Here is a 25,384-nt window from a genome sequence, read left to right on the forward strand (position 1 = left end):
ATCACGGGTTTTGAGGCGTACGCCACAGGTCAGACCTGCAACCTCCGCCACCAATAGGGACAAACGGGGGCCCTGGTGACTCTTCCGTCACCAGGGCCCCTCGTTCCCCCCGTTCGCGTGCGGGTTCTACTCCGCCGGGACGACCGTGACTTCACCGATGCCGAGGGCCCTGACGGGTTCCTCGATCTCTGCGGCGTCACCGACGAGGACGGTCACCAGACGGTCCACCGGGAAGGCGCTGACGACGGCCGCGGTGGCCTCCACCGTGCCGGTGGCGGCGAGCTGCCGGTACAGCGTCGACTGGTAGTCGTCCGGCAGGTGCTGCTCGACCTGGTCGGCCAGGGTGCTCGCCACGGCCGCCGCCGTCTCGAACTTCAGGGGGGCGACCCCGACGAGGTTCTGCACGGCGACGTCGCGCTCTGCGTCCGTCAGACCGTCGGCGGCGAGGGTGCGCAGCACCGTCCAGAGGTCGTCGAGCGCCGGACCGGTGTTCGGTGTGTCGACGGAACCGCTGATGGCGAGCATCGAGACACCGGAGCCGTCGGGCGCGGAGCGCAGCACCTGGCCGAACGCGCGCACGCCGTAGGTGTAGCCCTTCTCCTCGCGCAGGACGCGGTCCAGGCGGGAGGTGAGGGTGCCGCCGAGGCAGTAGGTGCCGAGCACCTGGGCCGGCCACACCCGGTCGTGCCGGTCGACGCCCACCCGGCCGATGAGCAGCTGGGTCTGGACGGCGCCGGGGCGGTCCACGATGACGACGCGCCCGGTGTCGTCGGCGCTCACCGGCGGCACGGGGCGGGGCTTGGCCGGGGAGCCCGTCCAGGCGCCCAGGGTGTCGCCGAGCAGCGCGTCGAGGTCGACGCCGGTGAGGTCGCCGACGACCACGGCGGTGGCCGTCGAGGGGCGGACATGCCGCTCGTAGAAGGCGCGTACGGCCGCGGAGTCGATGCGCGCGACGGTCTCCTCGGTGCCCTGGCGGGGGCGGGACATGCGGGAGTCCGCCGGGAACAGCTGTTTGGAGAGTTCCTTCGCGGCCCGGCGTCCCGGGTTGGCGGTCTCGTGCGGGATCTCGTCGAGGCGGTTGGCCACGAGCCGCTCGATCTCGCTGTCCGCGAACGCGGGGGCCCGCAGGGCGTCGGAGAGCAGGCCGAGCGCCTTGCCCAGCCGCGACACGGGCACCTCGAGGGAGAGGCGCACGCCGGGGTGGTCGGCGTGCGAGTCGAGGGTGGCGCCGCAGCGCTCGAGCTCGGCGGCGAACTCCTCGGCCGAGTGCTTGTCGGTGCCCTCGGAGAAGGCCCTGGTCATGATCGTGGCGACGCCGTCGAGACCGGCGGGCTCGGCGTCCAGGGGAGCGTCGAGGAGAACCTCGACGGCGACGACCTGCTGGCCGGGGCGGTGGCAGCGGAGCACCGTCAGGCCGTTGTCCAGGGTGCCGCGCTCCGGCGCCGGGAACGCCCAGGGCCTGGCCTCGCCGGCCTGGGGCTGCGGGTGGAAGTCCATGGTCGCGAGCTCGGTCACTTCGCCGACTCCTCGTTCTCGTCGGTGGTTGCGTCGGCGTCCGCCGCCGCGGTCTCGGCCTCGGCTGCCTCGTCGTCGGCGTCGTCGCCGGCGACGGGCTCGTAGACGAGCACCGCGCGGTTGTCGGGCCGCAGGCGCGCCGCGGCGACCTCCCGGACCTCCTCGGCGGTCACGTCGAGCACCCGGTCGACGGCGGTCAGGGCGAGCTTGGGGTCGCCGAACAGGACCGCGAAGCGGCACAGTTCGTCGGCGCGGCCCGCGACCGTGCCGAGCCGGTCCAGCCACTCGCGCTCCAACTGGGCCTGGGCGCGCTCCATCTCCTCGGCCGTGGGGCCCTCGGCGGCGAACCGGGCGAGCTCCTCGTCGACGGCGGCCTCGATGACGGGCACCTCGACGTCGCCGGAGGTCTTCACGTCCATCCACGCCAGGGAGGGCGAACCCGCCAGGCGCAGCAGACCGAACCCGGCGGTCACCGCCGTGCGGTCGCGGCGTACGAGCCGGTTGTAGAGGCGGGAGGACTCGCCGCCGCCGAGGATGGCGAGGGCCAGATCGGCCGCGTCGCAGGCGCGCGTGCCGTCCTCGGGGAGGCGGTAGGCGGCCATCAACGCGCGCGCGGGCACCTTCTCCTCGATGACCTCGCGCTTCTGCTCGCCGATGACGTCGGGCAGCCCGCCGTCACGCGGCTGCGGCTTGCCGTCGTCGGCGGGGATGGAGCCGAAGTACTTCTCGATCCAGGCGAGCGTCTGCTCCGGGTCGATGTCGCCGACGACGGAGAGGACGGCGTTGTTGGGCGCGTAGTACGTCCGGAAGAACTGCCGGGCGTCCTCCAGGCTGGCCGCCTCCAGGTCCTCCATGGAACCGATCGGGGTGTGCCGGTAGGGGTGGCCCTCCGGATAGGCCAGCCGGAAGATCCGCTCGAAGGCGGTGCCGTACGGCACGTTGTCGTAGCGCTGCCGGCGTTCGTTCTTGACGACGTCCCGCTGGTTGTCCAGGTTCTTCTGGTCGAGCGCGAACAGCAGGCTGCCCATGCGGTCGGCCTCCAGCCACAGCGCGAGCTCCAGCTGGTGGGCGGGCATCGTCTCGAAGTAGTTGGTGCGCTCCCAGCTGGTGGTGCCGTTGAGCGAGCCGCCGGCGCCCTGGACCAGCTCGAAGTGGCCGTTGCCCGAGACCTGCTTGGAGCCCTGGAACATCAGGTGCTCGAAGAGGTGGGCGAGGCCGGTGCGGCCCTCGACCTCGTGGCGGGAGCCGACGTCGTACCAGAGGCACACCGCGGCGACCGGGGTCAGGTGGTCCTCGGAGAGCACCACGCGCAGGCCGTTGGCCAGGCGGTGCTCCTTCACTGTCAGGCCTTCGGAGCCTGCCTCGGCTGTGGCCGTGTGACCCATGGGCATGTACGTCCCTTCGATGGCGAGCGCGGTCGGTGCAACCGCGGTTGTCCTGCCGGTCCTGCCACTGTATGCAAGCGTGCGGACGCCCGGCGAAGTTCCCGGAGGCCGTACGCCGGGAGCGAGATCGCTTACGCCGGAAGCGAGAACGCCGTATGCCGGGAGCAGGACCGCCGGTGGTCGCCGACGGCCGGTGGTCAGGGTCGGCGCACGCGGTTGACGCGGTGGCGCGGAGGCCCGCCCCGGCGGTGATTGCCGGGTCGTGTCCGGGTTGTCAGCGCGGCAGTCCACAATGGTCCGCGTCAGAGTCCGTTCACTTGCAGCAAGGAGCCGGCAGCGATGGCCCGCCGCAGCACGAAGACCCCGCCGCCCGACGACGCGTACGAGGAGAAGATCCTCGACATCGACGTCGTCGACGAGATGCAGGGCTCCTTCCTGGAGTACGCGTACTCGGTCATCTACTCCCGAGCCCTGCCCGACGCCCGTGACGGTCTGAAGCCGGTGCACCGCCGCATCGTCTACCAGATGAACGAGATGGGTCTGCGCCCCGACCGCGGCTATGTGAAGTGCGCCCGAGTCGTCGGCGAGGTCATGGGCAAGCTGCACCCCCATGGTGACTCGTCGATCTACGACGCCCTGGTCCGCATGGCCCAGCCCTTCTCGATGCGGCTCCCCCTGGTCGACGGCCACGGCAACTTCGGTTCCCTCGGCAACGACGACCCGCCCGCCGCCATGCGGTACACGGAGTGCCGTCAGGCCGCCGCGACCAGCCTGATGACGGAGTCGATCGAGGAGAACACGGTCGACTTCGCCCCGAACTACGACGGCCAGGAGCAGGAGCCGGTAGCGCTGCCCGCCGCCTTCCCGAACCTGCTGGTCAACGGCGCGTCCGGGATCGCCGTCGGTATGGCGACCAACATGCCGCCGCACAACCTGGGCGAGGTCATCGCGGCCGCCCGCCACCTGATCAGATTTCCGAACGCGGACCTGGACGCCCTGATGAAGCACGTCCCGGGCCCCGACCTGCCCACGGGCGGGCGGATCGTCGGCCTCTCCGGGATCAGGGACGCGTACGAGACGGGCCGCGGCACCTTCAAGATCCGCGCCACGGTGGCCGTGGACAACGTGACGGCGCGCCGCAAGGGCCTCGTCGTCACGGAGCTGCCGTTCACCGTCGGCCCCGAGAAGGTGATCGCCAAGATCAAGGACCTGGTGGGCTCGAAGAAGCTCCAGGGCATCGCCGACGTCAAGGACCTCACCGACCGCCAGCACGGCCTGCGGCTCGTCATCGAGATCAAGAACGGCTTCGTGCCGGAGGCGGTCCTGGAGCAGCTCTACAAGCTGACGCCGATGGAGGAGTCCTTCGGCATCAACAACGTGGCCCTGGTCGACGGCCAGCCCCTCACCCTGGGCCTCAAGGAGCTCCTGGAGGTCTACCTCGACCACCGCTTCAACGTCGTGCGCCGCCGCTCGGAGTTCCGCCGCGGCAAGAAGCGCGACCGGCTGCACCTGGTCGAGGGTCTGCTCACGGCGCTGCTGGACATCGACGAGGTCATCCGGCTGATCCGCTCCAGCGAGAACTCCGCGCAGGCCAAGGAGCGCCTGATGGAGCACTTCTCCCTGTCGGACGTCCAGACGCAGTACATCCTCGACACCCCGCTGCGCCGTCTCACCAAGTACGACCGCATCGAGCTGGAGGCGGAGAAGGACCGGCTCAACACGGAGATCGCGGAGCTGACGCGCATCCTGGAGTCGGACGCGGAACTGCGCAAGCTGGTCTCCGGGGAGCTGGCCGCCGTGGCGAAGAAGTTCGGCACGGAGCGCCGTACGGTGCTGCTGGAGTCCTCGGGCTCCCCCGTGGCTGCGGTCCCGCTCCAGGTCGCGGACGATCCGTGCCGGGTGCTGCTGTCCTCGACGGGTCTGCTCGCCCGTACGGCCCACGCCGAGCCCTTCGCCGCCGACGCGGACGCCAGGCGCACCAAGCACGACGTCATCGTGTCGGCGGTGCCGGCGACGGCCCGGGGCGAGATCGGCGCGGTGACGTCCACGGGGCGTCTGCTGCGGCTGAACGTGATCGACCTGCCCCAGCTGCCCGACACGGCGGCGGCCCCGAACCTCGCGGGCGGCGCCCCGCTCGCGGAGTTCCTCTCCCTCCAGGACGACGAGACGGTGGTCTGCCTGACGACGCTCGACGAGGCGTCGCCCGGTCTCGCCATCGGCACCGAACAGGGTGTCGTCAAGCGGGTGGTGCCCGACTACCCGTCGAACAAGGAGGAGTTGGAGGTCATCACCCTCAAGGAGGGCGACCGGATCGTGGGCGCGGTGGAGCTGCGCACCGGCGGGGAGGACCTGGTCTTCATCACGGACGACGCCCAGCTGCTGCGCTACCAGGCCTCACAGGTCCGGCCGCAGGGCCGACCGGCCGGCGGTATGACGGGCATCAAACTCACGGACGGCGCGAAGGTCATCTCCTTCACGGCGGTCGACCCCGCCGCGGACGCGGTGGTCTTCACGGTGGCGGGCTCGCGCGGCACGCTGGACGACTCCGTCCAGACCACCGCCAAGCTCACCCCGTTCGACCAGTACCCGCGCAAGGGCCGCGCCACGGGCGGTGTCCGCTGCCAGCGGTATCTGAAGGGCGAGGACTGCCTGTCCTTCGCCTGGGCGGGCCCCGCTCCCGCCCGCGCCGCCCAGAAGAACGGCACTCCGGCCGACCTGCCGGAGATGGACCCCCGCCGCGACGGCTCGGGCGTCTCCCTGGGCAAGCCGGTGGCATCGGTGGCGGGCCCGGTGTGACCGGGGCCGGCAGGAGCCTGCCGCTTTCTTGAGCAGGAGGCCGAGCGGGGCCGCCGGCAACGGCGGCTCCGGCGGCTCTCTCAGAGGTCGTCGTAGGCGGTCTCCGGCTCGCCGGCCTCCTGCTCCTTCTCCGGTACGTAGCGCAGGACGCCCCACATGCCGTGCTCGTCGGCCTGGGACGTGTCGTCCTTGCACGCCTCCAGTTCCTTGGTCAGCGCGGCGGCGTCGATACCCGTCCCGATGAGGACCAGCTGGGTGCGCCGCGGCTCGTCGCCGGGCGGCCACGGCTCGGGGTAGAAGCGCAGGAACCGCCCCACGGCGTGCACGGCGTAGCGGTTGCGGGTGTCATGGGGCCCGAAGTCGACGTATCCCTTGATGCGGTACAGCCCGTCCGACCGGCCGTCGAGGAAGTCCAGCAGCCGCCGGGGGTGCACCGGCAGGTCGGAGACGAAGGCGACGCTGTCGTACGCGGTGTGCAGATGCCCGAGGTGATCCCCCGAGGTGTCGCCGTCCTCGCCGTGCGCGTCGCCGTCCTCGCCGTGCGTGTCGCCGTCCTCGCCGTGCCGGTGGAGGTCGTCGAAGGAGAGCTGGCCGATGCGTTCCCCGCTGGGCCGGCAGTCGAAGAGGAACTCGGGGTCGACGCGCCCGTAGGTCGCCGCCACGACGGCGGCGCCCTCGCTGAGCGACCGGACGAGTCCGAGTACGCGCTCGCCGTCCTCGGCCCGGTCGACCTTGTTGACGACGACCAGGTCGGCGATGGCGAGGTGCCGGTCGATCTCGGGGTGCCGCTGCCTGGTGTCGGTGAACTCGGCCGCGTCGACGACCTCGACGAGCCCGCCGTACACGACCCGGGGGTTCTCACTGGCGAGCACCATCCGCACGAGTTCCTGCGGTTCGGCGAGCCCACTGGCCTCGATGACGATGACATCGATCCCGGTGGCGGGATGGGCGAGCCGCTCCAGGTACATGTCCAGCTCACTGGCGTCGACGGCACAGCACAGACAACCGTTGCCCAGCGACACCGTGGAGTCGCCGAGCGCCCCGGCCACCGCCATCGCGTCGATCTCGATGGCCCCGAAGTCGTTGACGACGGCGCCGATCCGGGTGCCGCCGCTGCGGTGGAGAAGGTGGTTGAGGAGGGTCGTCTTGCCGGATCCCAGGAATCCGGCGAGGACCACGACCGGGATCTGCGCCCGGGCGCCCGCCGACTCCGACAACGTTGACGACATGGACAACCCGTTCAAATCCTTCGGCTGACTCCGCGCGTGCCTTCCTCGTTGCACGGCACACGCTGCGATCTGTGGACTGGCTACAGAATACGAGCGGAAGCACATCCCTGGCCCTGGGCGGTCGTTGAGGTGGCAGGACCGGCAACCTCAAGGCGAAAGCCCGCCATCCGACGCTGCCCGCGCCGACTACGAGCGAATCCTGATCGCCACCGCGAAACCCTGGTTCTCGCGCGGCGGCGGCGCGCGCGCCGCAGGTGCGGTTCTTCGACGCCGCGAACGACGACATGTGGCCGGGCCGGCGAGGGCCGGGGCGTGGGAGCCCGGCGCCTCCCCCATGGTGCCGGGCGTCGCCCGTCAGGCCGCCGGCGGCACGGCCACCGGGGGCACCGGTCCCACATAACGGGCCGCCGGGCGGATGATCTTCGAGTCCTGGGCCTGTTCGAGGATGTTGGAGCTCCAGCCGACGACCCGGGCTGAGGCGAACGTGGGAGTGAACATCTCGCGGGGCAGCCCGCACAGCTCCATGACGACGCCCGCGTAGAACTCGACATTGGTGTGCAGCTCACGGCCCGGCTTCAGCTCGGCGAGGATGGCCTCCACCTGCCGTTCGACCTCCACCGCGAAGGCGACGCGCGGACCACCGAACCGCTCCGCGATGTCGCGCAGCAAGCGGGACCGGGGGTCCTCGGTGCGGTACACGGGGTGGCCGAAGCCCATGATGCGGTCGCCGGCGAGGACGCGCTCGCGGATCCAGGCGTCGATGCGGTCCGGGGTGCCGATCGCGTCGAGCGTGTCCAGGGCGCGGCTGGGAGCACCCCCGTGCAGAGGCCCGGAGAGCGCGCCCACCGCACCGGTCAGGCAGGCCGCGACGTCGGCACCCGTCGACGTGATCACCCGTGCCGTGAACGTTGATGCATTGAATCCATGGTCAATGGTTGAGATCAAGTATTGCTCGATTGCCCGCGCGTGCCGGGGGTCGGCTTCCGCACCCGTCAACATGTACAAGTAGTTCGCGGCGTACGGCAGATCGTCGCGGGGCTCGACCGGGTCGAGCCCCTGCCCCAGCCGGTACAGGGCAGTGAGCAGCGTCGGTACGGCCGCCGAGGCCGCGAGGGCGTCGGCGCGACGCCGGCCGTCGTCGAGGTCGTACACGGGGCGGAAGCCCTTCGCGGCGCCGAGCAGCGACAGCGCGGTGCGCAGGCCGGAGAGCGGCCCCGAGCGTGCGCTCGCCGCCGCGATCGCCGGCAGGGCGGCCCGTACGCCGTCGGGCAGCCGGCGCAGGGGTCCGACCTCCGCGGCGAACGCGGCCCGCTGCGCCGCGTCGGGCAGCTCGCCATGGATCATCAGGTGCCAGACGTCCTCGAAGTCACGGGTCTGCGCGAGCTCGACGGCCGAGTACTGGCGGTAGTGGTAGAAGCCCTCCTGCCCTCTGACGTCACCCAATGAGGTGTCGGTGACGACGACGCCCGCGAGTCCTCGCGGCACCTCGACACAGGCGGTCGCGGCCCTGTTGATCGGCATGTCTCCTCCTTGAACTTGATTCGACTGTCCATGCTTGACTAGATCTGTGTCAATATTGATTGAATCAATATGCATGGCTTGCGGATACGGTGACGCCCATGAAGGAGCAAGACGTGCGCGCGTCGAAGAACCCGGCGAACTCCTCCGCCCGTGCGGTGCGGCGGCTCAGCACGAAGGAGACCGCCGAGCTGCTCGGCGTGAAGCCGGAAACGGTGTACGCGTATGTGAGCCGCGGCCAGCTCAGCAGCCGCCGGGACGCGGCGGGGCGGGGCAGCACCTTCGACGCCGAGGAGGTCGCCGCCCTCGCGCGTCGCAACCGTCGGGAGGGCAGCGGGCCCCCGTCCGGCGGAGCCGAGCTGTCCGTCCGCACCCGGCTGACCCTCATCGAGCACGACCACTGCTACTTCCGGGGCGTGGACGCGACGGCGCTCGCCGTGCGCCACTCCTACGAGGAGGTCGCCGAGTGGTTGTGGACGGGCGAACTGCGCCCCGGCGCCGCATTCACCCCGCCGAAGGCGTCCGTGACCGCCGCCCGCCGCGCGGTCGAGGCGCTGCCGGAGCACAGCGGCCCCGTCGACCGGCTGCGGGTCGCGGCGGTCGCGGCGGCGGCCGCCGACCCCCTGCGCTTCGACCTCTCCGAGGAGGCGGTGCTCGGCACCGCACGCACCCTCATCCCCACCCTCGTCGCCGCCCTCCCCCTGTCCTCGCGCGGCCATCGCGACACGGGTCCGCTCGCCCACCGCCTCTGGGCGAGGCTCAGCGGGCGCGCGCCCGACGAAGCCGCCCTGCGGGTCCTGGACACGGCGCTCGGGCTGCTCGCCGACCACGACCTCGCCGCCTCCACCCTGGCGGTCCGTGTCGCCGCGTCGGCCCGTGCCCACGCGTACGCGGCCGTCTCGGCGGGCCTCGGGGCCCTCGAAGGACCTCTGCACGGTTCGGCCGGCGCCCTCGCCCACCGGCTGCTCACCGATGTACTGGACCACGGCAGCGCCGTACCGGTGATCGCGGAGGAGCTGCGTGCCGGCCGTGGCATTCCTGGTCTCGGTCACCGCCTCTACACGGGCGAGGACCCGCGCGCGCGTGCCCTGTTCGCCCTGATGGCCGACATGCCCCAGGCGGCTCCCGCCCTCGCGGCCGCCCGCGACATCGTGTCGACCGCCGCCAGGCACACCCCCCTGCACGCCAACGTCGACCTGGCACTGGCCGTCTTCACCGCCTCCTTCGGCATGCCCGCCACCGCCGGAGAGACGATCTTCGCCGTCGCCCGCACCGCGGGCTGGATCGCCCACGCACTGGAGGAGTACGGCGAGCGCCCCCTGCGGATGCGCCCGAGCGGCCAGTACGTGGGCGTCCGGCCTCCTCAGCCGCTGCCGGAGTGAGCGCTGCCGGGCGAGTCCGGGGGTACGGGGCGAGCACGCGAGGAGGTGCGTGCGATCCGCGCCCCCGGATACCTCTCTCGCGGCCCCGGTGTGCACCCCTTCGGCCGGGCCGGAAGCCGCCCGGGAGGAAGTCAGGTTAGGCTCACCTCTGTGAGTACGTGCACCTCCGCGTCCCGACACCTCGACGAGCCTCTCGCGGGGACCGCTGCCACGGCCAGGACATGGCTGCTGCTGGAACAGCCGGGCCCCTGGGGCGCGCAGGCGCTCACATCCAGCCACCTGGACCCCGCGCTCGGCCGGGCCCTGGAAGCCGCCACCGAGGGCACCGGCGTGCGCGTGGCGCTCATCCGGCGGCCGGGCCGCCACGCGGACTGCCGCGAGGTCCACGAGCGCCAGGTGTACGTGGCGCACACGGCCCCCGGGAACGTCTGGCTGCACAGCGCCACGACGACCGCCCCGGAGCGCCTGCTCGACCTCGACTTCGCCTCGCTCGGCGACGGCGACCCCCGCACCTTCGAGTCGGCGCTGGGGGGCAGGCCCCACACCGGCCACCCCCTCGCGCTCGTGTGCACCAATGGCAGACGCGACCGCTGCTGCGCCCTCCTCGGCCGACCGCTCGCCGCCGAGCTGGCGGCCTCCGGCGTCAAGGGCACCTGGGAGGTCACCCATCTGGGTGGTCACCGCTTCTCGCCCACCCTTCTCGTGCTCCCCTCCGGCTACGTGTACGGACGAGCCGAGGCCCACCACGTCAAGGAGGTCCTCCACGGCGTGCGGGAGGGGCGGGTCGTCACCGAGGGCTGCCGCGGGAACTCCGCCTGGGAGCGCCCAGGGCAGGCGGCGGAGCTGGCCGTGCGCGCGGCGACGGGCGAGGACGCGGCAGACGCCCTCACCGTTCTGCGCACGGACGGCGCCGCCCCGCGCTGGGAGGTCACCGTCGCCCACGTCGACGGCCGCCGCTGGAACGTCACCGTCCACCAGGGCGCGGCCCAGCCGCCGCGCCCCGAGAGCTGCGGCTCTCCCCTGGGTTCTCCGGCCCGGATGGACGTGACGGCCGTACGAGAACTGGTGCCGGCGGCGCTGGCGGGTTAGGGCGATACACAGTGCCGCGGCAGGCAACGTCTGCCCGTCAAGGAGCGGCGTCTGATGCGTGCCCTCCGAGCCCTCGCGCCTCCCTGAGATCCCCGCCACACCCCTCTACGTCCGGCGCACGCCGTCCACGTACCGTCATGGGTATGAGCCCCACTCCCCCCGCACGCCGCCTGCGTCTCGGTATGCCGCGGCGGGTGTTCTCGCAGGTCCTGCTGATGCAGGTGGCGATCGCCGCCGGTGTCGCCGTCCTCGCGACCGGGCTGTTCCTCGCACCGCTCAGCGAGCAGCTGGACGACCAGGCGATGCGCCGCGCCCTCGCGATCGCCCAGACCACGGCGGCCCAGCCGCAGATCGCCGAGGACCTGGTCGCGACGAAGCCGTCGGTGGACGGACCGGTGCAGGTCGAGGCCGAGAGGATCCGCAAGGCCAGCGGGGCCGAATACGTCGTGGTGCTGGACGTCCGCGGGGTGCGCTGGTCCCACCCGGACCCCGCCGAGATCGGCGGGATCGTGTCGACCGACCCGCGCCGTGCCCTGGCGGGGCACGAGGTCATGGAGATCGACTCCGGCACCCTGGGGCGTTCCGCCCGGGGCAAGGTGCCGCTGCGCGACGCCGACGGGCGGATCGTCGGGGCCGTCTCGGTCGGCATCGAGTACGACAACGTGCGCGCACGGCTGATCCACGCGATTCCCGGGCTCCTCGCGTACGCGGGCGGCGCCATGGCCGTCGGCGCGCTGGCCGCGTATCTGATCTCCCGCCGGGTCCACCGGCAGACGCGCGATCTGGCCTTCTCCGACATAGCGGGGCTGCTCGCCGAGCGGGAGGCGATGCTGCACGGCATCCGGGAGGGCGTGGTCGCCCTGGACCGCGGGGGCCGCGTGCGCCTCCTCAACGACGAGGCGCAGCGCCTCCTGGGCATCGGCGACGAGATGGTCGGCCGGTCGCTCGACGAGGCACTCGGCCCCGGCCGTACGACGGATGTGCTGGCCGGTCGGGTCACCGGTACCGACCTGCTCACCGTCCGCGGCCGGCGCGTGCTCGTCGCCAACCGGATGCCCACCGACGACGGCGGCGCCGTGGCCACCCTGCGCGACCGCACCGAGTTGGAGCAGCTGGGGCGCGAACTCGACTCCACGCGAGGGCTGATCGACGCCCTGCGCGCCCAGGACCACGAGCACGCCAACCGGATGCACACCCTCCTCGGCCTGCTCGAACTGGAGATGTACGACGAGGCCGTGGACTTCGTGGGGGAGGTGGTCGGCGACCACCGGGCGACCGCCGAGCAGGTCACCGAGAAGATTCACGATCCACTGCTCGCCGCGGTACTGGTCGGCAAGGCGACCGTCGCGGCCGAGCGCGGCGTGGCCCTGACGGTCACCGGGGGTACCCCGCTGCCGGACCGGTTGGTCGATCCACGGGGACTGGTCACCATCGTCGGCAACCTCGTCGACAACGCCCTCGACGCCGTGGCGGGCACACCGCACGCGCGCGTGGAGGTCGAGCTGCGGGCCGAGGGACGTACGGCGATCCTCCGGGTCCGCGACACCGGGCCCGGGGTCCCGCCCGAACAACGGGAGTTGATCTTCACGGAGGGCTGGTCCACCAAGACGCCCCCGGCCCACCGTGAGCGCGGCATCGGGCTCCCCCTGGTGCGCCGGCTCGCCGAGCGGCAGGGAGGCAGCGCCCGGGTCACCGAGGCGGAGGGCGGCGGCGCGGAGTTCACGGTCGTCCTGCCGGAGGCGCTGGCGGAGCCGGGGCTGGTGACGCAATCGTCCGCGCCGGCGCTTACGTCTACGGCGCCCGACGACGGAGCCGGCCCGCACGATGAGCCGACGGCGGGCCGGGACGCGGGACCGGGCACCGCGCACGCGCCGGAAGCCGCCGTCCCAGCCGCCGAGAAGGAGTCGCGATGATCGAGGTCCTGGTCGTGGACGACGACACGAGGGTCGCCCGGGTGAACGCCGCCTATGTGGAGAAGGTCACCGGCTTCCGGGTCGCGGCCGTGGCGCACAACGCGGCCGACGCGCTGGAGCAGTTGGAGACGCTGCCCCACGTGGACCTGGTCCTCCTGGACCACTACCTCCCGGACGAGACGGGCCTCATGGTCGTCCAGGAGATGCGCCGGCGCGGCCACCAGACCGATGTGATCATGGTGACCGCGGCCCGCGACGTCTCGACGGTCCAGGCGGCGATGCGGCAGGGCGCCCTGCAGTACCTGGTCAAGCCGTTCGCGTTCGCGGGGCTGCGGGCCAAGCTGGAGGCGTACGCCGAACTGCGCCGCACCCTGGACGGCGGCGGGGAGGCCGAGCAGGCGGAGGTCGACCGGATCTTCGGCGCGCTCTCCGCGGGCGGCGAGCCGGACCTGCCCAAGGGGCACTCCGCCACCACCACCGAGGTCGTACGCCGTGCCCTGATGACCGCGGAGGGCCCGCTGTCCGCCCAGGAGATCGCGGACCGCACCGGCCTGAGCCGCCAGACGGCCCAGCGCTATCTGAAGCTCCTGGAACGCACGGGACGCGCCCGGCTGACCCTCAAGTACGGCGACGCGGGGCGTCCGGAACACCGGTACGAGTGGGCGACCCGCCCCTGAGCACCCCTGACGGCACCCGGAGACACCCGGAACGCCTCCGGCGAGCGCCCCGAGGGGCCGTCACACCGCCCCGGCGCCCGTCAACGACCGTACCTCCGTCTCCGCGTGCTTCGCCTCGTCCGGCGGTTCGGCGGAGGTGACCGTGCCCAGCCACCCCGCGAGGAAGCCCAGGGGGATCGAGACGAGGCCCGGGTTCTGCAACGGGAAGTACTGGAAGTCGACGCCGGGGAACAGCGACTCGGGGCTGCCCGACACCACCGGTGACAGCACCACCAGCACCACCGACGGGACGAGTCCGCCGTACACGGACCACACGGCACCGCGGGTCGTGAAGCCGCGCCAGAACAGCGAGTACAGCAGGACGGGCAGATTGGCCGAGGCGGCGACGGCGAAGGCCAGCCCGACGAGGAAGGCCACATTGAGGTCGCGGGCGAGGAGCCCGAGCGCGATCGCGACGGCCCCGATCCCCACGGCGGCCGTACGCGCCACGGCGACTTCGCTGTACGGCCTGGAACGCCGGCGCCGCAGTGACGCGTACAGGTCGTGGGCGACCGAGGCCGACGAGGCGAGGGTGATGCCGGCGACGACCGCGAGGATCGTCGCGAAGGCGATGGCGGCGACGACCGCGAACAGAACTGTTCCACCGGTGGAGCCCGCTCCGCCCCCCAGATCGAGCGCGAGCAGCGGAACCGCCGTGTTGCCCGCCGCGTTCGAGGCGCGAACGGCCGCCGGGCCCACGATCGCGGCCGCGCCGAAGCCCAGCACGATCGTCATCAGGTAGAAACCGCCGATGAGCCCGATCGACCACACGACCGAGCGGCGCGCGGCCCGCGCGGTCGGCACCGTGTAGAAGCGCGACAGGATGTGCGGCAGCCCCGCCGTGCCCAGCACAAGGGCGAGCCCCAGGCTGATGAAGTCGAGGCGGGCGGTCCAGTCGCCGCCGTACTTCAACCCCGGTGCGAGGAAGGCGGCCCCGTGCCCGCTGCGCTCCGCGGCCGTCCGCAGCAGATGGTCGAAGTCCCCGTGGAACCGCAGCAGAACGAGCACGGTCAGCGCGACCGCCCCACCCATCAGCAGGACCGCCTTCACGATCTGAATCCAGGTGGTCGCCCGCATCCCTCCCAGGGACACATAGACCACCATGAGGGCACCGACGCCGATGACCGTCCAGGCCTGCGCAACCTCGCCCTCGCCTCCCAGCAGCAGCGCGACGAGGGTGCCCGCCCCCACCATCTGCGCCACCAGATACAGAACGGACACGGTGACCGACGAGGTTCCCGCCGCGATCCTGACCGGCCGCTCGCTCATCCGCGCCGCGACCACGTCGGCGAGTGTGAACCGCCCGCAGTTGCGCACCAGTTCGGCCACCAGGAACAGCACCACGAGCCAGGCCACCAGGAAGCCCACTGAGTACAGCAGTCCGTCGTACCCGAAGAGCGCGATGAGTCCGGAGATTCCCAGGAAGGACGCGGCGGACATGTAGTCGCCCGCGATGGCAAAACCATTCTCCATCGGAGAGAACAGCCGCCCGCCGGCGTAGAACTCCTCCGCCGAACCATGCCGGTTGCGACTGACCCAGGTCGTGATCCCCAGGGTGACCGCGATGAAGACGCTGAACAGCAGCAGGGCCAGGGTCTGATGGTTCCCGGTCACCGCTCGCCCCCTCCGACCCCGCGGGTCAACTCCTGTGTGTCCCACCGCAGATCGAGGGCCGCCCGGTCCCGCCGCAGCCGGGCGTGCCGTGCGTACGCCCAGGTGAACAGGAACGTCGTGAGGAACTGCCCGAGCCCCGCGAGCATCGCCACGTTGACCGCGCCCGCCACGGGCCGCGCCATCAGCCCCGGCGCGGTGGTCGCCGCCACCACGTACCCCACGTACGAGGTGAAGAAGACCGTGACCCCGGGGATCACGAATCTCCGGTACCGGCGACGCACTTCCTGGAAGGCGGCACTGCGCTGCACCTCCACATACACATCGCCCGCGCCGCGTCCCTCCCCGCGGGCGGTCGGTACGACGGACGCCACCCCGCCCGTGCCGTCGACCTCGCCCCAGCCGGAGGCCAACGCGTCATACCAGGGATCATCGAACCGCACGTCCGCGGGCGCCGCCCGCTGCCCCTCGACCGCACTCTCGGAACCACCCGCGCGACGGCGGGACCGGCCGGTACTTGACTGCATGCCCAAGCATGGACAGACCTTGGAGATCCCCGCCGACCCCCTCCAGGATTCTTCACCCCATCAGGTGAAGAACGCCCGGACCCGCGGCGCGCGGCGCCCCCGCGCCTACAGCCGCCCCCACACGGAAGGGGCGCGCGGGATCCCCCCTGCGCGCCCCCGAGCCGCCTCGAAGCCATGCGCCCGCCGGACGGGCGCGACGCTCACGCGTCGATGCGGGACCGATCCAACGTGGCCGCCGAACTGGAGATGAACTCCTTGCGCGGCGCCACGTCGTTACCCATCAGCAGGTCGAACACCTGCTCGGCCGCCTCCAGGTCCGACAGATTGATCCGCCGCAGCGTCCGGTGCCGGGGGTCCATCGTCGTCTCCGCCAGCTGGTCCGCGTCCATCTCGCCGAGGCCCTTGTACCGCTGGATGGAGTCCTTGTAGCGGACACCCTTGGTCTGGAACTCCAGCAGCTTGTCCCGCAGCTCCCGGTCGGAGTAGGTGTAGACGTACTTGTCCTGGCCCCTCTTCGGCTGGACCAGCTCGATCCGGTGCAGCGGCGGCACCGCGGCGAAGACACGTCCCGCCTCCACCATCGGCCGCATGTACCGCTGGAACAGCGTCAGCAGCAGGCACCGGATGTGGGACCCGTCCACATCGGCGTCGGTCATCATGATGATCTTGCCGTACCGGGCCGCGTCGATGTCGAACGTACGCCCGGACCCGGCCCCTATGACCTGGATGATCGCACCGCACTCGGCGTTCTTGAGCATGTCCGTCACGGACGACTTCTGGACGTTGAGGATCTTGCCTCGGATCGGCAGGAGCGCCTGGAACTCGGAGTTCCGGGCGAGCTTCGCCGTACCGAGCGCCGAGTCGCCCTCGACGATGAACAGCTCACTGCGGTCGACGTCGTCGCTGCGGCAGTCGGCGAGCTTGGCGGGCAGCGACGACGACTCCAGCGCGGTCTTCCGCCGCTGCGCGTCCTTGTGCTGACGTGCGGCGATACGCGTACGCGCGGCCGCGACGACCTTCTCCATGACGACCCGCGCCTGGGCGGCGGCGTCCCGCTTGGTGGAGGTCAGGAACGCCTTGAGCTCCTTGGAGATCACCTGCGCGACGATACGGCGGGCCGCGGACGTGCCGAGGACCTCCTTCGTCTGGCCCTCGAACTGCGGTTCGGCCAGACGCACGGTGACGACGGCGGTCAGTCCCTCCAGCGCGTCGTCCTTGACGACGTCGTCCTCGGCGACCCGGAGCATCTTCTTGGCGCGCAGCACCTCGTTCATCGTGGTCGCCACGGCCTGCTCGAAGCCGGCGACATGGGTGCCGCCCTTGGGCGTGGCGATGATGTTCACGAACGACTTCAGGGTCGTGTCGTAGCCGGTGCCCCAGCGCAGCGCGACGTCGACGCCGAGTTCCCGGGTGACCTGGGTGGGGGTCATCTGGCCGTGCTCGTCCAGGACGGGAACCGTCTCCCTGAAGGTGCCCTCGCCGGTGAAGCGGAGGATGTCGCAGACGGCCTTGTCGGTGGCCAGATACTCGCAGAACTCGCTGATGCCTCCGTCGAAGCGGAATGACTCCTCGCCCTTGCTCCCGCCCTCGCCGAGCCCGAACTCGTCACGGACGACGATCGTCAGGCCGGGCACCAGGAAGGCGGTCTGGCGGGCGCGCTGGTGCAGGTTCTCCAGCGAGAGCTTGGCATCCTTGAGGAAGATCTGGCGGTCCGCCCAGTAGCGCACGCGCGTGCCGGTGCGTGTCTTGGGGATCTTCTTGGCCTTGCGCAGCCCGCTCGCGGCCTCGAACTTCGCGTCCGGGCCGTTGCCCGAGAAGGCGCCGGGGACGCCGCGCCGGAAGCTGATGGCGTGGGTGTGACCGCTGCGGTCCACCTCGACGTCCAGACGGGCGGAGAGCGCGTTCACCACGGAGGCGCCGACGCCGTGCAGACCGCCGGAGGCCGCGTAGGAGCCGCCGCCGAACTTGCCGCCCGCGTGCAGCTTGGTCATGACGACCTCGACGCCGGACAGGCCGGTCTTGGGCTCCACGTCGACGGGGATGCCGCGGCCGTTGTCCCTCACCTCCACGGAGGCGTCGTCGTGGAGGATCACCTCGATGTGGTCGCAGTAGCCCCCGAGGGCCTCGTCCACGGAGTTGTCGATGATCTCCCAGAGGCAGTGCATCAGACCTCGACTGTCGGTCGAGCCGATGTACATTCCGGGGCGCTTCCGCACGGCCTCGAGCCCCTCGAGGACGAGCAGGTGCCGCGCGGTGTAGTTGGAACCGTCCCGGTCTGCTCCGGTCAGCAGCGCTGTGGACGGCACGGACGTCTCGGCGGTCACGCGGTTCGCTCCTCGCTGAATTTCAGGTGAGGCCCTTTTGGGTAAGGGGCCCGGCTCTGTTGCCGGTCCGAGGGTACCGAGCCCTGGTAGAGCCGTTGTAACGCCACCCTCGCTGGAAACTCAGGGTAGTCCAGGCTCGCATGCGTGTTCGATCCCTCGATGGGGTGAAGTACATATCACGTTCCCTTCGAGGCATGAACCATTTAGGCTCCGGGCACGTCCTCATGAACAACCGGCAACCCAGCCGGGAGGACCGTACAACCGAGAGCAACCGCCAGAACCACCGACAGACAGCGCGAACCCGTACGACACGAAGACACGCACTACGGCTCATTCGCCGCCAACCGGCAACAGACAGCCGGCCTGGAAAGATTTTTTCGAGGAAAAGCCGCGAGCGGGAACGTTTTCGGCCTGGTTGGATGTTGACCCTGGTACGACAGCTCGTCGAGCTAGAGAAGAGGCGACGTGACTACTGTTCTGACCCCCGCGACCCCGCTGACGGCCGCTGACCGATGCGACCGCTGCGGCGCCCAGGCCTATCTGCGCGTCGTCCTGCTGAGCGGTGGAGAGCTGCTGTTCTGCGCCCACCACGGGCGTAAGTTCGAGCCTGAGCTCAAGAAGATCGCTGCGGAGATACAGGACGAGACGGAGCGGCTGACGTCCGTTCCCGCCACCGCGGAAACCGACGAACGCTGACGCTTCGCATCAACGACGAGCCGACACCGGCTCAAGGCCGGTGACCGGGCGGCCACTCCCGCATACACGGGGTGGCCGCCCGCTCTCGTTCCGCAGCCCGGCACGGCACCGTGGGGGTTGCGGCATCGGGGTGTGGCGTCCAGCCGCCCCTCAGCGGCTCTCCGACAGCACCTGGGCCGCGTAGGAGGCCCTGGTGTACACCCCCGGGCTCCCGGCCAGACCGCAGCCGCTGCCCCACGACACGAGCCCGACCAGCTTCCCCCGGGCGACGAGCGGTCCCCCGCTGTCTCCCTGGCAGGCGTCTCGGCCGCCGGCCGGCTCCCCCGCGCAGACCATGGACTCGGCCTGGTACCAGCCCTGCGCGCTGCCCGGGTAGGCCCGCTCGCACTCGGAATCGGCCAGCACTCGCACCGGCGCCGCCCGCAGGCTCCGTGCGTAGTCCCCGGCGCCCGTCATGTCTCCCCAGCCGTAGACCGAGGCGGCCGTGCCGGCCTGGTACGCCGGATCGCCGGCTTGCGCCAACGGGAGGACGGAAGTCGCCGGGAGCGGCGCCGCCAGTGTGAGCACGGCGAAGTCGCCGGCGCTCGTGGAGGCGTCGTACTCCGGATTGACCCAGGTGCCGCGCACGGGGATCTCCCTGCCGTCGTTCGACTGCAGGTCGGCACGGCCGGTGATGACGACCAGGTCGGGGATCTCTTCCGGTGGGGCTCCCAGCACGTCCTCGCTCACACAGTGGGCGGCTGTCATGACGGTGGAGGGGCCGACCACGACGCCGCCGCAGAACTGTCCGGCCCTCGTACCTCCGAACCGGTCACGGCTGGACAGCGCCACGGTCCATGGCGCCTGGGAGATCTCGACGGGATGGCCCCCGATGACGACGTCGGCGGTCGCGGGCGGGGGCGCGGCCAGCGGTATGACGGCCGCGGTGGCCGTCAGTGCCAGCAGTCGGGCGATGGTTGGACGCATACGCACTCCTGACTCCCTGAGATGGATAGCACACCCAGAGTCATCCACGTGCCGTGCGCCCGCATGCCGCGCCGACGCCGAAGGCCCGGCTCCTTCGAGGGAACCGGGCCTTCGATGCCTGGCGCGGCGGCGGGTCCGCGACCGACTCAGTCGAGGTAGTCGCGCAGAACCTGCGAGCGAGACGGGTGGCGCAGCTTCGACATCGTCTTCGACTCGATCTGGCGAATGCGCTCACGCGTGACGCCGTACACCTTGCCGATCTCGTCGAGGGTCTTCGGCTGACCGTCGGTGAGACCGAAACGCATGGAGACGACGCCCGCCTCGCGCTCGGAGAGCGTGTCGAGGACAGAGTGCAGCTGCTCCTGGAGCAGGGTGAAGCTGACCGCGTCGGCCGGGACGACGGCCTCGGAGTCCTCGATGAGGTCACCGAACTCGCTGTCACCGTCCTCGCCCAGCGGAGTGTGCAGGGAGATCGGCTCACGGCCGTACTTCTGGACCTCGATGACCTTCTCCGGGGTCATGTCGAGTTCCTTGGCCAGCTCCTCCGGGGTGGGCTCGCGGCCCAGGTCCTGGAGCATCTGGCGCTGCACGCGCGCGAGCTTGTTGATGACCTCGACCATGTGCACCGGGATACGGATGGTGCGGGCCTGGTCGGCCATCGCTCGGGTGATCGCCTGACGGATCCACCAGGTGGCGTACGTGGAGAACTTGTAGCCCTTGGTGTAGTCGAACTTCTCGACCGCGCGGATCAGACCGAGGTTGCCCTCCTGGATGAGGTCCAGGAAGAGCATGCCGCGGCCGGTGTAGCGCTTGGCGAGCGAGACCACCAGACGGAGGTTGGCCTCCAGGAGGTGGTTCTTGGCGCGGCGGCCGTCCTCGGCGATGATCTCCAGCTCGCGCTTGAGCTTGGGGGCCAGCTTGTCGGCGTTGGACAGCTTGTCCTCGGCGAACAGACCGGCCTCGATGCGCTTGGCGAGCTCGACCTCCTGCTCGGCGTTGAGCAGGGGGACCTTGCCGATCTGCTTGAGGTAGTCCTTGACGGGGTCGGCGGTGGCACCGGCGGCGGCGACCTGCTGGGCGGGCGCGTCGTCCTCGTCCTCGTCGGAGAGCACGAAGCCGGCGCTCTCGGCGCCCTCGGGCTCGTCACCGGGCTTGCCGCCGGGGGTCTCCTCCAGGACCTCCTCGTCGAGCAGCTCGACGTCGTCCTTCTTGGCGGTGGTCTTCTTCGCCGCCGTCTTCTTGGCGGCGACGGTCTTCTTGGCGGGGGCCGCCTTCTTGGCAGTCGCCTTCTTGGCGGCGGCCTTCTTGGCGGGTGCGGCGTCCTCGGCGGAGGAATCGGCCACGGGTGCCGCCGGCGCGGCGGTGGCGGTGGCCTTCTTGGTGGTCACCGTCTTCGCCGCGACCGTCTTGGTGGCGGTGCGCTTGGCCGGACTCTTCGCTGCGACGCTCTTTCGTGTGCGCTTTGGCTCCGCGGCACTGACCATCAGCGTCACACCCTCTTCCTCGAGGATCTGGTTGAGGCTGCGCAGTACGTTTTTCCACTGAGTGGCCGGAATCTGGTCAGCTTCGAAGGCCCGACGCACATCGTCGCCGGCGATCTGCCCCTCAGCCTTTCCCCGCTCAATGAGCGCCATGACAGAGACGGACTCGGCGATCTCCGGCGGGAGCGTACGGGATGTGCTGGCCGACACGAACAACCTCTCGGAACGTTGGAAAACGGCTTCCGGCCCCGTCCACTGCGGACAGGAGCCGACCACCGGCTTGGGGATGGGCCGACGGTGCGGGCGGGGGCCGGGAAGATGCACAGCGCCGTGAACGGCGTCCGTATTCCCTCCGCGGCTGTCACCTCTTAGGTCATCGCGTTGTTCCCGCGAGCGTTACGCCCAATCTGCGTGGCCCGAGTCACACCCCGTAAGCGCTCAAAAGCGGTCAGACACGGCCAGAGGTAGTCGAGCAGGGCCACGACCGGTGCTGATACCTCGTGTACCCGCACGGTTCCCGAACGAACTCCCCTATCGGGAGTCGTCGCTCTCGCGGAGCGGCACCGTCCGCTCCCGGGGGCTGGGCGGTCGGCGGCTCGACGCGTTCCCGCGGGTCGGCGCGTTCCCGATCCGGGCGGGTCGGGACTCGTCCTGCCGCGGATGCGAGGTCGCCGCTCACCGGGCCGGGGCCGCTCGGCGCACGGGGTGCTTGGCGCCGGGCGGGGCGCCTGTTTCCCGCCGAGGCGGCTTCCCACCGGCCGGGGTCGCCGTGCGTCGGCGTGGGAGGCGTGGGCGCGGGCCGCCGCCCTCGCCGGGTGCACCGCACTCCCGCCGGATTCCGGCTCGGACCGGTTCGTCCGATCACGCGCCTGTACCGCCCGCCTCAACGGCCGCCAGGAGACTTCCCTCCCGTCGCCACGTCGGCCCCTCGGCGCCCGTCGCGCCGCCGGGCCCCGCCGAATCCCGGAAGGATCCGATGGGGTCCGGCGGCACACGGTTCGCCGGTCGGTCAGGCTTGTCGAGGGGGGCGCACCGCGACCGTGCCGCCCTGTCGCGCTGCGGGTGCCCTCAGTGTTCGCGGGGCGCGGGCACCACACGTTCGACCTCGGGGTGCACCGTGAGCAGTTGCCGCATGGCCGCCTCGGCCGCCCCTCCGTCGCCCGCGGCGAGGGCGTCGACGATCCGGGCGTGGTGCGCGAGGGTCGACTCGCCCGGCCGGTCACAACCGGTGGCGGGACCGCCGGAGACCTGGAGCGCCGCCGAGACGATGCCGGAGAGGTGCTCCAGCATGCGGTTGCCCGCGACCTGGATGAGCAGCGAGTGGAACTCGGCGTCCGCACGGGAGAAGGTCAGCGCGTCGCCCTGCGCCATGGCGTGCCCCATGAGCTCGACCATGTCGCCGAGCCGCTGCTGGACGTCGTCGCGACCGTGCCCGGCGGCGAGGCGGGCGGCGAGGGGCTCGATCGTCCAGCGCAGCTCGCTGAGCTCGCGCCGCTGGTCGTCGCGCTGGGGGCCGAAGGCCCGCCACTCGATGATGTCCGGGTCGAGCAGATTCCAGTCGCTGACCGGGCGGACGCGTGTGCCGACGTTCGGGCGGGCGCTGACCAGCCCCTTCGCCTCCAGCACGCGGAGGGATTCACGGACGACGGTGCGGGAGACCTCGAAGCGCTGGCCGATCTCCTCGGGGACGAGGGGGCGGTCGGCACCCAGGTCACCGGAGACGATCATCTGGCCGAGCTGTTGGACGAGTTGACCGTGCAGTCCGCGTCCGCGGCTGCCGGCGGCACGACGGCTCATGCGCCCGAGCTCGGGGTCCGCACCGTCCCAGGAGGGGATGCCGACACGGTCGACGCCGGGGTGCCCGGCGTAGGGGTAGCGGTCGAGTTCGCCCGGTCCTGCGAGGCCGGAGTCGGCGGAGCGGGCGGCGGTCATCATGGTGTGCGCAAGGGTACTCACGCATCCTTTGTCGGCCGTGTTCTCAACTCCCTTGAGGTCTTTGGTGAAAAGCACACGAAAGGGTGATCGCTCCCCCCGTCGCAATTGACGCCTTATCGGAAAGAAATGGGCGTTCTACGAGGAGTTGTGCACATTGCGACGGCACTCGACCACGGAGGGTGAGCATGAGGCGCGTGATCGTCATCGGGCCCGGTGGCGCACGGTCGTGAGGACGTAGGCCCCCAGCAGGGCGGTAAGCGACAACAGCAGTGCGCCTCCTTCGGGTTGGACGATCACCCGCGCCGCCGCCTCCACATAGCGCTCGCCCCCGAACGGCCACTGCGTCAGCACGAGCTCTCGCAACCGCATCGGAAATCCGACCGCATGTCGCACCGCAGGCCCCTCCAACGCCTTCTGCATCAGGGGGACGACGACGAGGGGCACGGTGACGACGGCCGCGAGCCCCGCGTTCATGGAACGGAAGACGCCGGCCGCGAGCACCCCCGCCCAGGCGCACCCCACGACCAGGCCCAGCCAACTCGCACCGAGCTGCAGCCAGTCGCCGGGGACCGAGGTGAGTTCCGGTCCGTACACGAGGTGGAGCACCTCCAGATCGCAGCCCACGGTGAGCAGAGCCAGCGCCAGCCCGGTGGCGGCCGAGACGAGGAGTTTCGCGGCGAGCAGCCCCAGGCGACGGGGTACGGTGCCGCGGTCCGCGGCCAGCGCGGGGTACCGGAACTCGTCGCCGAAGGCGATCGCGCCGAGCAGCCCCGCGCCGATGGCCGCGGGCGGCAGCGGAAGCTCCCGCGGCCACGCGACCAGCAGTCGCGGCTGGGGGGTGTGCCCGATCCTGGCCAGCACCACCGACATCAGCGCGGAGACGACGAGCACGACGGCGGCCGTCGCATAACCGGTCGCGACCCCCGTGGCGCGGCGCAGTTCGTACCGCAGCGGCCGCAGGGGGTTCGGCGCCGGCCGGACGGTGATGGGGGGCGGAAGCGGCGGCATAGAGCCTGGATCGACCGAGCGGGGCTCGCCGGGGGCGGGGTTCCGCGGACCTGCAGTGGTGCTGGTGGTGCTGCTGCGGTCAGGGGCGCCTGTGCGGTCGATGGGGTTGGTGTAGTCGATGGGGTTGGTGTGATCGATGGGGTTGGTGTGGTCGATGGGGTTGGATTGGTCGACGGAGCCGGCGCGCTCCATGGGGTTGATGTCATCGTTGGGACCGGAGCGGGTGGAGGAATCCGCCGTGGAGGGCCGGGGCCCTTCCGAAGCCGTCCGGTGACCCTCGCTCAGCCCTCTCCGCTCCTCGACGGAATCCGCGGTGGCCTCCCCGCCCCCCTCCCCGCCCGACGGCAATGGCACGGCCGTCGGTCCCATGTCGCCGATCTCGTCGGCGAGTTGATGGACGGGGATGCCGTGCCGGAATGCGGTCTCTCCGATCTCGGCGCACGTACTGCCATACACCGAGAGGCGGTTGCCACCCTCCCGGGCGATCTCCACGGAACGTCGCGCGACCCGGGCCTCCTTGGCCAGCAGGGCGCCGAGGCGGGCGGCGTGCGGGGTACGGACGGCAACTCGGGGACGAAGACGGGTACGGGAGAAGTCGGCGACGTCCTGGTCGGCGACCAGTCGGCCCTGCTCGAGGGTGAGGACCCGGTCGGCGATCCGTCCGGCCTCTTTGGAGTCGCCGGTGGTGAACAGGACGGTGCCGCCCTGAGCCGCGTGCGCACGCATGATCCCGTGCACCCAACGGCCTTCACGGACGGACAGCTCGTGGGCGGGCTCGTCGAGGACGAGGGTGTGCGGGTCGGCAAGCAGCGCACAGGCGAGTCCGAGTCGGCGGTCCATGCCCCGTGAGAGGGTGCCCAGCCGGGCCTCACGCAGGCTGACCAGGCCCACCACCTCAAGGACTTCGTCGGCCCGCCGCACGGGCAGCCCCGCGGCCGCGCACAGCATCCGCACGTGCCCGCGGACCGTACGGGCCGGATGCCCCGGCACCTCACCGAGCAGAACACCCACCTCGCGGTTGGGGTGTGCGATGCGATGCAGGGGGCGGCCCCTGAAGTAGGTGATACCGCGGCCCTCTTGGAGTTCGAGCATCAGTTTCAGCACGGTCGTCCTACCCGCACCGGGCGTTCCGAGAAGTGCGGTGACATGGCCGGAGTGCGCCTCGAACGACACGTCGTCGACGGCGGGCGGAAGCTCCTTGCGGGGGTTGCTGGTCAATCCGATGGCCTGGATCACCCGAAGCAAGATAGCGCGGTATGTCCGGTTTTCAGGGCACCCCGCGGCTCACTTCGA

Annotated in this window: 17 protein-coding genes; 6 read left to right on the top strand and 11 right to left on the bottom strand. The window is 71.2% G+C overall.

The genetic code is table 11. From position 1 onward, the window contains the following. Positions 1-126: 126 nt before the first annotated feature. Together AC067N_RS17295 and AC067N_RS17300 are read right to left on the bottom strand one after the other, a co-directional pair. Positions 127-1,515, bottom strand: coding sequence for a M16 family metallopeptidase (locus AC067N_RS17295; RefSeq protein WP_478679725.1), 1,389 nt, complete (start codon positions 1,513-1,515; stop codon positions 127-129). After that, positions 1,512-2,906 (bottom strand): M16 family metallopeptidase, encoded by a 1,395-nt coding sequence (locus AC067N_RS17300; RefSeq protein WP_478679726.1) that lies wholly within the window; start codon positions 2,904-2,906, stop codon positions 1,512-1,514. Before AC067N_RS17300 ends, AC067N_RS17295 begins: the two co-directional genes overlap by 4 nt. A 333-nt stretch (positions 2,907-3,239) precedes the next feature. On the opposite strand from AC067N_RS17300, the gene AC067N_RS17305 reads away from it, so the two are divergent. Continuing rightward, complete coding sequence (locus AC067N_RS17305; protein WP_478679727.1) at positions 3,240-5,696, top strand: DNA gyrase/topoisomerase IV subunit A; 2,457 nt, start codon at positions 3,240-3,242, stop codon at positions 5,694-5,696. An 80-nt stretch (positions 5,697-5,776) separates the two neighbouring features. Here AC067N_RS17305 and AC067N_RS17310 read toward each other — a convergent pair whose 3' ends face one another. After that, positions 5,777-6,925: a CobW family GTP-binding protein gene (locus AC067N_RS17310; protein ID WP_478679728.1), complete on the bottom strand. Its 1,149-nt coding sequence runs from the start codon at positions 6,923-6,925 to the stop codon at positions 5,777-5,779. 354 nt (positions 6,926-7,279) lie between these two features. Continuing rightward, the gene (locus AC067N_RS17315) at positions 7,280-8,446 is read right to left on the bottom strand and encodes a citrate synthase/methylcitrate synthase (protein WP_478679729.1); all 1,167 of its coding nucleotides are present in this window, start codon (positions 8,444-8,446) and stop codon (positions 7,280-7,282) included. Positions 8,447-8,544: 98 nt separating this feature from the next. Here AC067N_RS17315 and AC067N_RS17320 point away from each other — a divergent pair, with 98 nt between their 5' ends. The 4 genes from AC067N_RS17320 (at position 8,545) to AC067N_RS17335 (ending at position 13,504) form a co-directional block, all read left to right on the top strand. Beyond that, positions 8,545-9,825 carry a citrate synthase gene (locus tag AC067N_RS17320; RefSeq protein ID WP_478679730.1) on the top strand — a complete coding sequence of 427 codons (1,281 nt, stop codon included), beginning with the start codon at positions 8,545-8,547 and terminating at the stop codon, positions 9,823-9,825. Between the two features lie 150 nt (positions 9,826-9,975). Further along, positions 9,976-10,914, top strand: coding sequence for a sucrase ferredoxin (locus AC067N_RS17325; protein ID WP_478679731.1), 939 nt, complete (start codon positions 9,976-9,978; stop codon positions 10,912-10,914). A 143-nt stretch (positions 10,915-11,057) separates the two neighbouring features. Then, positions 11,058-12,827 (top strand): ATP-binding protein, encoded by a 1,770-nt coding sequence (locus tag AC067N_RS17330; RefSeq protein WP_478679732.1) that lies wholly within the window; start codon positions 11,058-11,060, stop codon positions 12,825-12,827. Next, complete coding sequence (locus tag AC067N_RS17335; protein ID WP_478679733.1) at positions 12,824-13,504, top strand: response regulator; 681 nt, start codon at positions 12,824-12,826, stop codon at positions 13,502-13,504. The genes AC067N_RS17330 and AC067N_RS17335 overlap by 4 nt, the downstream gene beginning before the upstream one ends. Positions 13,505-13,564: 60 nt before the next feature. On the opposite strand, the gene AC067N_RS17340 is transcribed toward AC067N_RS17335, so the two are convergent. The 3 genes from AC067N_RS17340 to AC067N_RS17350 all read right to left on the bottom strand — a co-directional run bounded on the left by AC067N_RS17340 (position 13,565) and on the right by AC067N_RS17350 (position 18,005). Further along, on the bottom strand, positions 13,565-15,157 hold the full coding sequence (locus tag AC067N_RS17340; RefSeq protein WP_478679734.1) for a solute symporter family protein: 1,593 nt from the start codon (positions 15,155-15,157) through the stop codon (positions 13,565-13,567). Further along, complete coding sequence (locus AC067N_RS17345) at positions 15,154-15,681, bottom strand: DUF485 domain-containing protein (RefSeq protein ID WP_478679735.1); 528 nt, start codon at positions 15,679-15,681, stop codon at positions 15,154-15,156. Before AC067N_RS17345 ends, AC067N_RS17340 begins: the two co-directional genes overlap by 4 nt. 200 nt (positions 15,682-15,881) lie before the next feature. Next, on the bottom strand, positions 15,882-18,005 hold the full coding sequence (locus tag AC067N_RS17350) for a DNA gyrase/topoisomerase IV subunit B (RefSeq protein ID WP_478679736.1): 2,124 nt from the start codon (positions 18,003-18,005) through the stop codon (positions 15,882-15,884). A gap of 465 nt (positions 18,006-18,470) precedes the next feature. Here AC067N_RS17350 and AC067N_RS17355 point away from each other — a divergent pair, with 465 nt between their 5' ends. Beyond that, the gene (locus AC067N_RS17355; protein ID WP_055512778.1) at positions 18,471-18,701 is read left to right on the top strand and encodes a DUF7455 domain-containing protein; all 231 of its coding nucleotides are present in this window, start codon (positions 18,471-18,473) and stop codon (positions 18,699-18,701) included. A gap of 150 nt (positions 18,702-18,851) precedes the next feature. On the opposite strand, the gene AC067N_RS17360 is transcribed toward AC067N_RS17355, so the two are convergent. The 4 genes from AC067N_RS17360 to AC067N_RS17375 all read right to left on the bottom strand — a co-directional run bounded on the left by AC067N_RS17360 (position 18,852) and on the right by AC067N_RS17375 (position 25,327). Continuing rightward, a complete protein-coding gene (locus tag AC067N_RS17360; RefSeq protein ID WP_478679737.1) occupies positions 18,852-19,667 on the bottom strand; it encodes a serine protease in 816 nt (271 codons plus the stop codon). Between the two features lie 146 nt (positions 19,668-19,813). After that, the gene (locus AC067N_RS17365) at positions 19,814-21,358 is read right to left on the bottom strand and encodes an RNA polymerase sigma factor (protein ID WP_478679738.1); all 1,545 of its coding nucleotides are present in this window, start codon (positions 21,356-21,358) and stop codon (positions 19,814-19,816) included. Positions 21,359-22,216: 858 nt separating this feature from the next. Next, the gene (locus AC067N_RS17370; RefSeq protein WP_478679739.1) at positions 22,217-23,104 is read right to left on the bottom strand and encodes a FadR/GntR family transcriptional regulator; all 888 of its coding nucleotides are present in this window, start codon (positions 23,102-23,104) and stop codon (positions 22,217-22,219) included. A gap of 180 nt (positions 23,105-23,284) precedes the next feature. Continuing rightward, positions 23,285-25,327, bottom strand: coding sequence for an ATP-binding cassette domain-containing protein (locus AC067N_RS17375; protein WP_478679740.1), 2,043 nt, complete (start codon positions 25,325-25,327; stop codon positions 23,285-23,287). Between the last annotated feature and the right edge of the window lie 57 nt (positions 25,328-25,384).

It is taken from the genome of Streptomyces sp. NPDC042364 (assembly GCF_056437585.1).

Excerpts from the sequence above, each read along its gene's own strand:
- AC067N_RS17300 (WP_478679726.1), bottom strand. The coding sequence starts at position 2,906 with ATGCCCATGGGTCACACGGCCACAGCCGAGGCAGGCTCCGAAGGCCTG.
- AC067N_RS17305 (WP_478679727.1), top strand. The coding sequence starts at position 3,240 with ATGGCCCGCCGCAGCACGAAGACCCCGCCGCCCGACGACGCGTACGAG.
- AC067N_RS17310 (WP_478679728.1), bottom strand. The coding sequence starts at position 6,925 with ATGTCGTCAACGTTGTCGGAGTCGGCGGGCGCCCGGGCGCAGATCCCG.
- AC067N_RS17315 (WP_478679729.1), bottom strand. The coding sequence starts at position 8,446 with ATGCCGATCAACAGGGCCGCGACCGCCTGTGTCGAGGTGCCGCGAGGA.
- AC067N_RS17320 (WP_478679730.1), top strand. The coding sequence starts at position 8,545 with ATGAAGGAGCAAGACGTGCGCGCGTCGAAGAACCCGGCGAACTCCTCC.
- AC067N_RS17330 (WP_478679732.1), top strand. The coding sequence starts at position 11,058 with ATGAGCCCCACTCCCCCCGCACGCCGCCTGCGTCTCGGTATGCCGCGG.
- AC067N_RS17335 (WP_478679733.1), top strand. The coding sequence starts at position 12,824 with ATGATCGAGGTCCTGGTCGTGGACGACGACACGAGGGTCGCCCGGGTG.
- AC067N_RS17345 (WP_478679735.1), bottom strand. The coding sequence starts at position 15,681 with ATGCAGTCAAGTACCGGCCGGTCCCGCCGTCGCGCGGGTGGTTCCGAG.
- AC067N_RS17360 (WP_478679737.1), bottom strand. The coding sequence starts at position 19,667 with ATGCGTCCAACCATCGCCCGACTGCTGGCACTGACGGCCACCGCGGCC.